Annotated in this window: 8 protein-coding genes; 1 reads left to right on the forward strand and 7 read right to left on the reverse strand. The window is 73.8% G+C overall.

All coding sequences use genetic code 11. The annotated features are described in order from the left end of the window. Nucleotides 1-40: 40 nt before the first annotated feature. The gene (prfA, locus tag EV384_RS32790; RefSeq protein ID WP_130339532.1) at nucleotides 41-1,129 is read right to left on the reverse strand and encodes a peptide chain release factor 1; all 1,089 of its coding nucleotides are present in this window, start codon (nucleotides 1,127-1,129) and stop codon (nucleotides 41-43) included. Nucleotides 1,130-1,235: 106 nt separating this feature from the next. After that, a complete protein-coding gene (gene rpmE / locus EV384_RS32795; protein ID WP_089012801.1) occupies nucleotides 1,236-1,460 on the reverse strand; it encodes a 50S ribosomal protein L31 in 225 nt (74 codons plus the stop codon). A gap of 265 nt (nucleotides 1,461-1,725) precedes the next feature. On the opposite strand from rpmE, the gene EV384_RS32800 reads away from it, so the two are divergent. Beyond that, nucleotides 1,726-2,622, forward strand: a complete 897-nt coding sequence (locus EV384_RS32800) for a phosphatase domain-containing protein (RefSeq protein WP_130339533.1) — start codon at nucleotides 1,726-1,728, stop codon at nucleotides 2,620-2,622. 49 nt (nucleotides 2,623-2,671) lie between these two features. On the opposite strand, the gene EV384_RS32805 is transcribed toward EV384_RS32800, so the two are convergent. From EV384_RS32805 to EV384_RS37495, 5 genes are all read right to left on the reverse strand, one after another. Continuing rightward, complete coding sequence (locus tag EV384_RS32805) at nucleotides 2,672-6,133, reverse strand: phosphodiester glycosidase family protein (RefSeq protein ID WP_130339534.1); 3,462 nt, start codon at nucleotides 6,131-6,133, stop codon at nucleotides 2,672-2,674. 142 nt (nucleotides 6,134-6,275) lie between these two features. Beyond that, nucleotides 6,276-8,327, reverse strand: coding sequence for a transcription termination factor Rho (gene rho / locus EV384_RS32810; protein WP_130339535.1), 2,052 nt, complete (start codon nucleotides 8,325-8,327; stop codon nucleotides 6,276-6,278). 295 nt (nucleotides 8,328-8,622) lie between these two features. Then, a complete protein-coding gene (gene thrB, locus EV384_RS32815; RefSeq protein WP_130340948.1) occupies nucleotides 8,623-9,561 on the reverse strand; it encodes a homoserine kinase in 939 nt (312 codons plus the stop codon). A gap of 128 nt (nucleotides 9,562-9,689) precedes the next feature. Continuing rightward, complete coding sequence (locus tag EV384_RS32820; protein WP_130339536.1) at nucleotides 9,690-10,934, reverse strand: MFS transporter; 1,245 nt, start codon at nucleotides 10,932-10,934, stop codon at nucleotides 9,690-9,692. Between the two features lie 21 nt (nucleotides 10,935-10,955). Beyond that, nucleotides 10,956-11,144, reverse strand: coding sequence for a polysaccharide deacetylase family protein (locus EV384_RS37495; protein ID WP_423202935.1), 189 nt, complete (start codon nucleotides 11,142-11,144; stop codon nucleotides 10,956-10,958). Nucleotides 11,145-11,393: the final 249 nt, after the last annotated feature.

Genomic DNA, 11,393 nt, shown 5'->3' on the forward strand with positions numbered 1-11,393 from the left:
TCCCACCCGCCCGCCCGGTGGGCCGGGCAGGGGCGGGCGGTCAGCGGCGGGTCAGCTCGGTCTCCCCGGCGAGGCGGGCAGCGCGGTCGGCCTCCGTCAGGGCGTCCAGGACGCCGTCCAGCTCGCCGGCGAGGGCCAGGTCGAGGTTGTACGCGGTGTAGCCGATCCGGTGGTCGGTGATCCGGTTCTGCGGGAAATTGTAGGTGCGGATCCGCTCCGAGCGGTCCACCGTCCGGACCTGTGCCTTACGGGCGTCCGAGGCGGCCGCGTCGGCCTGCTCCTGAGCCGCCGCGAGCAGCCGGGCGCGCAGGATCCGCATCGCCTGCTCCCGGTTCTGCAGCTGGGACTTCTCGTTCTGGCAGGAGACCACGATCCCGGTCGGCACGTGGGTGATCCGGACCGCCGAGTCGGTGGTGTTGACCGACTGGCCGCCCGGGCCGGACGAGCGGAACACGTCGATCCGCAGGTCGTTCGAGTCGACGGTGACGTCCACATCCTCGGCCTCCGGCAGCACCAGCACGCCGGCCGCGCTGGTGTGGATCCGGCCCTGCGACTCGGTGACCGGGACGCGCTGCACCCGGTGCACGCCGCCCTCCCACTTGAGCCGGGACCAGACCCCGTTGCCGCCCTCCGGCACGCCCTTGGTCTTGATCGCCAGCGAGACGTCCTTGACCCCGCCGAGGTCGGAGTCCTGCGCGTCGATCACCTCAGTGACCCAGCCGTGTCGCTCGGCGTAGCGGGTGTACATCCGCAGCAGGTCGCCGGCGAACAGGGCCGACTCCTCGCCACCCTCGCCGGCCTTGATCTCCACGATCACGTCCTTGGCGTCGTGCGGGTCGCGCGGGATCAGCAGCTCCGCCAGCCGCTGCTCCAGCGCCGGCAGGGTCGCCGCGATCGACTCGGCCTCGGCGGCGAACGCCGGGTCCTCGCCGGCCAGTTCGCGGGCGGCGACCAGGTCGGCGCGGGCCTGCTCCAGCTCGTCGGCGGCCTTGTGCAGCGGGACGAGCTCGGCGTAGCGGCGACCCACCCGCCGGGCGGTGCCCTGGTCGGCGTGGATGGCCGGGTCGGCGAGCCGCTTCTCCAGCTCGGCGTACTCGTCGAGGAGGGCGGCCAGGCGCTCAGTGCTCATGCTGCGGGTGCTCCTTCGACGGCAACGGGCGGGCGGACGGAAACTGGCGAGAACGGACGAACGCCCGTGTCCGGCACGGAGCCGGACACGGGCGTCGTCGGTGAAGCTACTTGGCCTTCTTGGCCTGAACCTTGGCGTACTTCTGCTGGAACTTCGCGACCCGGCCGGCGGTGTCGAGAACGCGCTGCTTACCGGTGTAGAACGGGTGGCAGGCGCTGCAGGTCTCGACGTGGATGGCGCCGCCCTTGGCGGTGCTGCGGGTCGTGAAGGTGTTACCGCAGGAGCAGCTGACCTCGGTGGTCACGTACTCCGGGTGGATGTTCTGCTTCATCTCGCCTCGGTCCTTTCGTGGGTGGTCGCCGGGTCGCCGTCGGTGCCCGTCGTACACGACGGGCTCGGGCGTGAACCGGAACCGGTGGCCGATTGACCAGTGTGCCACGGGCGTCGGCCGACCCGGCGAGCGGGCCGCACAGCTGGTCCGGCAGGCGTAACACTCGCCTCCCCGGACGCATTCCCGCCCCGCTCGCGGGCATTCGCCGGGTCGTACGGTGAGACCCCGGCGCGGGCCGGGACCGGACGAACCGGGGGTGGGAGGCATGTTCCGTCTGATCGCGACCCGGGGCCTGCCGGCCTCCGGCAAGACGACCTTCGCCCGCCGGCTCCAGCCGGGTGTGGTCCGGGTCAACCGGGACGACCTGCGCCGGATGATGCACGGCGAGCGGCTCTTCACCCAGTGGGCCGAGGGGCAGGTCACCAGGGCCCAGCGGGCCCAGGTGGAGACGCTGCTGGCGGCCCGGGTCAGCGTCTGCGTGGACGACACCAACCTCCGGGCCCGGACCCTGCGGGACTGGGCGGAGCTGGCCGAGCGGTTCGGCGCCACGTTCGAGGTGCACGACTTCACCGACGTGCCGCTGGAGGAGTGCCTGCGCCGGGACGCCGCGCGGCCGGAGTCCGACCGGGTCGGCGAGGCGGCGATCCGCCGGCTGCACGACCGCTACCTGGCCAACCGCTCGTTACCGCTGCCGGTGCCGACGGCCCGCACGGGCACGCCGGCCGCGGTCCACCCGCCGCACCCCGAGCCGCCGGCGATCGTGCTGGTGGACATCGACGGCACGGTGGCGCTGAACGTCTCCCGCAGTCCGTACGACATGACCCGGGTGGCCGAGGACGCGCCGAACGAGGCGGTCATCGCGGCGGTGCGGGCGATGCACGCGGCCGGCCACGGGGTGGTCTTCTGCTCCGGCCGGGACGCCTCGGCCCGGGCCGACACGGAGGCCTGGCTGGCCCGGCACGTCAAGGTCCCCTATCTGGCGCTGCACCTGCGGGCGCTCGGCGACCAGCGCAAGGACGCGATCGTCAAGCAGGAGATCTACGAGCGGGAGATCAGGGACCGGTACCGGGTGGTCGGCGTCTTCGACGACCGGATGCAGGTGGTCCGGATGTGGCGGTCGCTCGGCCTGACCGTGTTCCAGGTCGCCGAGGGCGACTTCTGACCGGCCGGCTCCGGGGCGCGGCGTGGCTCCACCGCCCCGGAGCCGACGGTCAGGCGGCGGGTGCCTCCCCAGGAGCCGCCGCCGTGAGGGCGACCGTCGCCTCGGCGCGGACGCCGTTGACGGTCACCGCGAGCAGCACCTGCGCCCCGGGCCGCAGCGCGGTCAGCCGCCCGGTGGCCGGGTCGAACCGGGCCACGTGCCACGGCTTCACCCCGTCGGCCGCGCCGATGAGCAGGTTCGGCGAGCCGGACCAGTCGGCGCTGACCGGGGCGGCCACCGGCACGGTACGACCACCGGGCTGGGTCAGCGTCGCGGCGACCGCCGCCGGGTCGCCGACCGCCACGCTCGCCGGCGCGGTCAGCGCGAGCCGGTCGACGTGGGCGTGGAACTCCGCGTCGACCCAGCGCGGCCCCTCGACGAGCGGGTCGCGTCGGGCGCGCTCCGCCTCCTCCGGGGTGACCGGGTCGACGCCGAGCTCGGTCCACCCGGTGAAGCCGCCGAGCTGCGGCGGGGTGGACGGGTTCTTGCCGGAGTTGCCGTTGATGACGTACGGCACCCCGTCCACCCGGTCGGCGTGGAAGGTGCCGACGTGCCCGTTGACGACGAGCGCGCCCTTGCCGGTGCGGTGCTGGAAGTCGGCCAGCCACTGCTCCACCAGCGCCGCCTCCTTGCGGTCACCGAGCTGGCTCGCCTTCGCCGGGCTGGGGTCGCGCGGCGGGTGGTGGAACAGCACGGCGACCGAGCCGACGGCCGGGTCCGCGGCGGCGGAGTCGAGGGTGTCGCGCAGCAGCTTCACCTGGTCGAACCCGCTGCCGCGCAGGGAGCCGGTGGAGCTGTTCAGGGTGACGAACCGGGTGCCGCCGTGGTCGAAGACCCGCGAGGTGTCGCCGAAGACGTTCCGGAAGTTGGTGATCGGGGCGCCCATGATCTCGTGGTTGCCGGGCACGTAGTACCAGGGCAGCTCGTCGCCCAGCTCCTCGTCGAGGATCCGCTTGGCCAGCGCGAAGTCCGCCGGGTACGCGGTGTCCACGAAGTCCCCGTCGATGATCAGGAAGTCCGGCTTCGCCGCCTTGACCTCGCGGAGCGTACGGCGGGCCTGGGCGACCAGGTCGCTGTCCGGGTCGGCGGCGACGAACTGGGCGTCGGACATGACCGCGAAGCGCCAGGGCGCGCCGTCCACGGTGCCGTCGCGGAGCACCACCCGGTCGGTGCGCGGCTCCTCCGGCGGCGCCTGGACCGTCGGGGGCACCTTCGCCACCAGGTCGTCGATGACGATCTCGCTGGTGTACTGCGCCGCCGGGTTGGTCTCCGCCACGTAGAACCGGCGGACCCGGACCGGGTACTGCACGCCGGCCGGGACCGCGAACTCGACGTACTTCCAGCCGGTCCAGGTGATGTAGGGGCCGCGCAGCACGTGCTGGGTGTCCTGGGCGTCGTGCAGGTGCAGGCTGGGCCACTCCCCCTTGCCGTTGCCGTGGATCCACATGCCGAACGCCTGCGGCTGGCCGGGGACCTCGATCCAGGCCGGCGGGTCGGCGTACGCGGCCCGGGTGCCGGTGGACTGGCTGAAGTCGTACGACAGCTTGAGGCCCGGGCCGGTGTGGCCCGGCGCCGGGGCGACGGAGCCGCTGGCCCGGGCCTGGCTGAACTTCCAGGACGGCGCGTCGTCGAAGCCGGCGACCGGGACGTCGGTCAGTCCGACGGTGACCGGCAGCACGGTGGTGCGGTCGCCGACGTGGACGGTGACCAGGGCGGAACCGCTGTCGCCGAGCGCCTTGACGGAGAGGGTGCCGTCGCCGGTGGGAGTGACCGCGAGCAGCTTTCGGTCGTACTCAAGCTTCAGGTCGGCCGGCTCGATCGGCGCGGTGTTCCCCTCGGCGTCGTAGCCGACCACCCCGAACAGCCCGGTGTCACCCTGCCGGTTCAGGCCGAGCCGGTCCGCGGTGGAGTCGATCCGGGCCAGCGGCCCGAGGACGGTGAGGTCGAGGGTGCCGCTGGCCTCCGCCCGCCAGGCGGTGACGGTGCTGCGGCCGGGCGCGCCGGCCCGGAAGACGCCCTCGTCGTCCATCTTTCCGTGGACGGCCGGATTGGCCCGCCACTCCGGCGCTCCGGCGGCCGGCCCGTACGTCTCGTCGTAGCCGGCGGCGGTGAGCCGGCGGGTCAGGCCGGGGAAGACCCGGTCCGGGCGGCCACCGCGGATCGGGGCGACGCCGGGCGCGGCGGTCGGGTCGCTCACGGTCTCCAGCCAGTACCCGGCGAGCCGGCCGCTGCCCTGCGGCGCGTAGATGGCCAGGCCGTTGGGGACCGGTCGTTCGGTGCCGTCCGACGGGCTGTTCTCCACCTGCACCGCCGCCGCGCCCGGTTCCCGGGCGAGCAGGGTCGAGGAGCCGCCGCCGTCGAGGTTCAGTGCGGTGTACGCGCCCAGCTCGACCATCATCCGGCCCATCTCGGTCTGGGTGACGCCGCGACTGTCCACCTGCCGACCGTCCACGGTCAACATGATCATTCTTCGCCCGTCGGCGGAGAAGCCGACCGAGGTGCGCGGCGCGAGGGTCGGGTCGGCGATGTTCTGCACCACCCCGTCCCGGACCAGCACGTTGCCGCCGCCGACCGCGGCGCGCAGGCTACCGCCGTCGGACGCCTTCGGCCGCCAGGCCACGTCCACCGGGTCGCCGGGGCGCAACGCCGCGAGGGCGTCCGCACCGGCCTCCCGGCCGAGCAGCACGGTGGTCCCGGCCGGGATCGGTCCCTCGCCGGGCGCGGTGGTCACGGCCGCGACCCGGCCGCCGGTCATCGCGACCTCGACGACCCGGGCCGCGCCGGTCACCGCCCGCTGCCGGGGGTACGACCCCCAGAGCGGGGTGAAGACGCCGATGCCGTCCCGCTGCACCATGTTGTTGAACTGGGTCAGCGGGACCGGCCCGGCCGGCAGCGTCGCGCTGCCCTCGAAGCCCACCTGGATGATCCGGCCCAGCCCCTCCGCGCTGATCGCGGCGGCGTTGGCGTGCCCGGCGACCGGCGACTGGATCAGGTCGCCGGAGCGGATGCCGACACCCTGCGCCGCGCCGGAGTTGTTGATGTCGAAGAAGTCACCGTTGACGGCGGCGACCGCCCGGGAGCGGTCCGCCGCCGCGCGCAGCGGCTCGTCCCGGGTCACCTCTCCGGAGTTGACGTAGTCGACGGTGACGCCGCCGGAGAGGTCGGCGGTGAGCGCGTCGGCGCGCAGCCAGCCCTCGGCGTCGTACCGGTCGAAGGAGGTGAGGTCGAGTCCGGGGGCGACCGGGCGGATGGTCTTCGCGGTCTCCAGGCCGTCGGCCGGCTCGACGCCGGCCGCCGGGGCCAGCGCCACCGAGGAGGCGGGGTAGGAGGAGGCGGCGGGGGCGTCCTCGACGGCGGTGCGGGCGTCACCGGCGGGCGCCGCGAGGCCGGCCGGGGCCGGTCCGGGAATGCTGAGCAGCGGCGTCAGCAGCAGGACGCCGGCGAGACGGGCGGATCGTCTGCGGGTACGCATGGACGACAGTCAACCCGACGCTGCACAGAAGTTTCAATACCCGGCGGCTGAACCGAAGGAAAACTTCACGCCGGTGCCCGGGTACGACGAAGGGCACGGCCGTGGTGGCCGTGCCCTTCGTCGGTGTCCTACCGGGGCGGTGTCACTCCCCCGGCGTCGACTTCGCGATCTGCATCAGGAACTCGATGTTGGTGCGGGACTGCTTGAGGCGGTCCAGCAGCAGGTCGAGCGCCGCCTGCGAGTCCAGCGAGTGCAGCACCTTGCGGAGCTTGTGGATGATCGCCAGCTCCTCCGGCGCGAGCAGGACCTCCTCCTTGCGGGTACCGGAGGGGTTGATGTCGATCGCCGGGAAGACCCGCTTGTCGGCGATCTTCCGGTCCAGCTTGAGCTCGGCGTTACCGGTGCCCTTGAACTCCTCGAAGATGACCGTGTCCGCCATGGACCCGGTCTCCACCAGCGCGGTGGCGAGGATGGTCAGCGAGCCGCCGTTCTCGATGTTGCGGGCCGCACCGAGGAACCGCTTCGGCGGGTAGAGCGCGGTGGAGTCGATACCACCCGACATGATCCGGCCGCTGGCCGGCGCCGCCAGGTTGTACGACCGACCGAGCCGGGTCACCGAGTCGAGCAGCACGACAACGTCGTGCCCCAGCTCGACCAGGCGCTTCGCCCGCTCGATCGCCAGCTCCGCCACCGTGGTGTGGTCCTGCGGCGGACGGTCGAACGTGGCCGCGATGACCTCGCCCTTCACCGACCGCTGCATGTCGGTGACCTCTTCCGGCCGCTCGTCGACCAGCACCACCATCAGGTGGCACTCCGGGTTGTTGCGGGTGATCGCGTTCGCGATCGCCTGCAGCACCATCGTCTTACCCGCCTTCGGCGGCGAGACGATCAGCGCCCGCTGGCCCTTGCCGATCGGCATGACCAGGTCGATCACCCGGGTGGTCAGGATGTGCGGCTCGGTCTCGAGCCGCAGCCGCTCCTGCGGGTACAGCGGGGTCAGCTTGTAGAACTCCGGCCGCCGCCGCGCCTCCTCCGGCTCCATCCCGTTGATGGTGTCCAGCCGGACCAGCGGGTTGTACTTGTCGCGCCGCTGGTCGCTGCCACCGTCGCGGGCGGCCCGGACCGCACCGGTGATCGCGTCACCCCGGCGCAGGCCGTACTTCTTGATCTGGGACATCGAGACGTACACGTCGTTCGGGCCGGCCAGGTAGCCGGTGGTCCGGACGAAGGCGTAGTTGTCGAGCACGTCGATGATGCCGGCCACCGGGACGAGCACGTCGTCCTCGCTGACCTGCGGCTCGCGGCCGCCACCGTCGCCGCCGCCCTCGGGGCGGTCGCCCCGGCCGCGCCGACGGTCCCGGAACCGGCTGCGCCGGCCACGCCGGCCGCCGCCCTCGCCGTCCTCGTCGGAGTCGTTGTCCCGCTCGGCGCGCTGGCCACGGTCGTTGCGGTCGCCCCGGTCGCCCCGGTCGCCGCGCTCGTTGCGCTCGCCCCGGTCGCCGCGCTCGTTGCGGTCGCCCCGCTCGGCCCCGCGCTCGGCACGCTCGCCGCCGCGCTCGGCCCGCTCGGCACGCTCGCCGCCGCGCTCGGCCCGGTCGGCACGCTCGCCGCCGCGCTCGGCCCGGTCGGCACGCTCGCCGCCGCGCTCGGCACGCTCGGCACCGCGCTCGGCACGCTCGCCGCCGCGCTCGGCACGCTCGGCACCGCGCTCACGACCGCCGCGGCCATCGCCACGCTCGGCCCGCTCGCCGGTCTCGGCCGGAGCCTCCTCGGTGCGCGGCTCGGCCGTCGCAACGGCCCGGCCACGACGGGTCCGGGTGCGACCCTCGGTCACCTCGGCGGCCGGAGCCGCCGGAGCCTGCTCGGCGGGGCGGCGCTCGGTGTCGGCCCGCTCCTGGAGCACCTCGGCGCGCACCTCTTCGCGGGCGGGAGCGGCCGCAGCCGCGACCTCGGCCCGCGGTCGAGGGGTCCCGGCGGCGGCGCCGCCCTGCCGCTCGGTGATCGCGCTGATCAGCTCGCCCTTACGCATGCGAGCCGTGCCGGAGATACCGAGCGACGCGGCCAGGCTCTGCAGCTCTGGCAGCAGCATCGCCGACAGGCCGGTACCGCTGCGCCGACGGCGTGTGGGGGCGGCGGTGGTGGCATCGCCAGCGACGTTGGAAACATCCGACGTCACGTCGGTGGTGTCGCTCAATGGATTCCTTCCCTCGATAGGCCGGGACTGCCCGGAGTCGAAAACCAGGTGGCCGGGCGGCCTCGGTGCACCCGCCTCGCATATGACGCGTCGCGGGAGTCTGTGACACAGCAGCCGGTCGGTTTCCCGACTCACCAACGTCGGTGAGCAGGTCTCGCCGTCTGCGGCGACCTGTGGAAACTGCGGTGCGGCGTGGGCCTTGGCAGGGGTGACGGGCTGACCGCCGAGAGCTTCGGGGGTGCGCCGACCCGCAGGAGATCGCATGCTTCGCGGCTGTGCTGAGTCTAGAGCGTAATCAACTCTTGCGACCTGCGGCAACAGGGTCCCGCTCGGCGTGTCCCACTCTACCCCGGGTGACCCGGGCACCGCTGACGTCTATGGGCAACTGCCAGAGCTGCCAGTCTGTTCCCGGGTCGAAGCCCTCCGGCACCTCCGTGAGGGCCAGCACCGTCGGCCCCGCCCCACTCACCACAGCCGCCACACCCGTCGCACGCAAGGCGCTGACCAGGGCCGCCGTCCCCGGCATCCCCCCGGCGCGGTAGTCCTGGTGCAGCCGGTCGACGGTGGCCGGCAGCAGCAGCCCGGGCGCCACGGTCAGCGCGTGCACCAGCAGCGCCGCCCGGCCGGCGGTCAGTGCGGCGTCGGCGTGCGGCACGGTGACCGGCAGCGCGGCCCGCGCGGTGGCCGTCAGGCCGCGTTCCGCGGGCACGAAGACCGTCGGCCGGACGCCGTCGGCGACGGCCAGCGACACCGCGCGCGCCCCGGACGGCTCGGTCCAGGCGATGGTGAAGCCGCCGCGCAGGCAGGGCGCCACGTTGTCGGGGTGCCCTTCGATCTCGGCGGCCAGCCGCAGCACGGCGTCGTCGTCGAGCCGCTCGGCTCCGTCGGCGACCAGCGCCCGGGCCAGCAGCACGCCCGCGACGATGGCCGCCGAGGAGGAGCCCAGGCCCCGGGCCTGCGGGATCCGGTTGACGCACTCCAGCGCGAGGCCCGGCGGCTGCCCGCCCAGCACGTCGAAGGCGGCCCGCATGGCCGTCGCGACCAGGTGCCGCTCGCCCTCGGGCAGCTCGCCGGCGCCCTCGCCCGTCACCGTCACGCGTACGCCGCCCGGGGTCACCTCGGCCGCCACGTCGTCGTACAGCCCTAGGGCCAGGCCGAGCGCGTCGAAACCCGGGCCCAGGTTCGCGCTGGTCGCGGGCACCCGGACCCGGACGGGACCGGAGCTGAAAGTCATCGGCACCGGCTCATGCTAGAGCTCGGGTCCGACATCGCGGCGCTCCGCCCGATTGATGGGAATCGCGCGATTCCATCAGCCTGACGCCGATCCACCAACGGGCTGGCCCCGGGCGACGGACCGGGTGGTCAGGAGGCGGAGGCGGACTCCGGCTCGGTCGCCGGATCGGTGAGGGAGAGCCGGCGGGTGGCCAGCCGCCAGCCGACCGCGTACACCAGGGTGACCAGGCCGCAGCCGGCCAGCACCGTCCGCTCGCTCACGGCGTCCACCACCAGGGCCACCACCAGCTGGCTGACCGAGATGGCCAGCGTCGCCAGCATCATGTCGGTGGCGAAGACCCGGCCGCGCAGCCGGTCCGGCACCTCGCCCTGCAGGGCGTAGTTGGAGAGCACCCAGTTGCTGCCGCCGCCGAAGTGGGCGAGGAAGACGAGCACCAGCACCAGCGGGAACCAGCTGACCAGCGAGGCGCCCAGGTAGGCCACGCCGTACAGGGACATCGACAGGGCCAGGCCCACCAGCAGCCAGGCCCGGTTGGTGAGCACCCGCCGCATCAGGATCGGCCCGACCAGGGCGCCCGCGCCCCGGGACGCGAAGAGCAGGCCGGTGCCGACCGCGCCGACCCCGTACACGCCGGCGAGCAGCGGGAAGACGGTCAGCACGCCGTTGCCCAGCCCGACCGCCGACTTCACGGTGACCAGCGCCAGCACCCGGGGCCGGTGGCCGATGTAGCGCAACGCCTCGCGGATCGCCGGCCAGGTGCGCTGCACCGGACCACCGGGCTCGCGGGCGGACTGCAACGGACGGCGGATGAACGCGGCCAGGCCCGCCGCGAGCGCCAGGCCGACCGCCGCCACCCAGAAGCAGGCGTACGGGCCGGCGGCGGCGCTCAGCATGCCGCCGAGCGAGGCGCCGACGACCGTCATGGTGCCCCAGGCGGAGCCGGCGACGGCGTTGCCGGCGGCGAGATCGTCCGGGTCGAGCACGTTGGGCAGGGCCGCCTGGGCGGCAGGCGAGTAGAAGGCCTTCGCCACCGCCACGGCGCCGATCGCCACCAGCGCCAGCCACGCCGTCCCGGCGCTGCGGACCCCGAGCAGCAGCAGGACGCCGACCAGGGCGGCGACGTTGGCCACCATCATGATCTTCCGGCGGTCGAACCGGTCCGCGATGGTGCCGGTGTACGGCAGCATCAGCGCCACCGTGCCGGTGTCCACGGCGAGCACCAGCGCGCCCCACACCCCGCTGCCGGTCAGCTCGGGCAGGAGCACCAGCAGGGGCACCATCACGAACCAGTCCGCCCCGAAGACCACCAGCTCGGCGAGGAAGAGGTTGCGGAAGTCGCGGTTGCGGACGAGGACCGAGAGGGTGGGTGACACGCCGGAACCCTATCGGGCCGGTCAGACGGCCGTGGCCTGACCGAGCAGCTGGGAGACCGTCACGAAGGGGTCCTGGTGGGCCCAGCCGTGGTTGCCCACCTCGTGCCGGCCCAGCCGCCCGCGCAGCAGCGCGGCGTGCTGCCGGACCCGCGCGCCGACCAGGAAGAACGTGGCCGGTACGGCGAGCTGGTCCAGCGTGTCCAGCACCATCGGCGTCCACTGTGGCAGCGGGCCGTCGTCGAAGGTGAGCGCGATCAGCCGGTCGCTGGCGCGTACCCCCAGGTGACCTCGACGGCGCCGGCGCCATGGCCCCCGCCCCCGCCCCCGCCCCCGCCCCGGGACGGTCGCCCCTTCCGGAGCGATCCGACACTCACAGTATGCGACAACTCACACACGGTACAGCGCCGGACATCGGACGCAGCTCGTCCCACGGATGACGCCGCACCGCCGGACGAAGAC

The sequence above is a fragment of the Micromonospora kangleipakensis genome, assembly GCF_004217615.1.
Lineage (GTDB): Bacteria > Actinomycetota > Actinomycetes > Mycobacteriales > Micromonosporaceae > Micromonospora > Micromonospora kangleipakensis.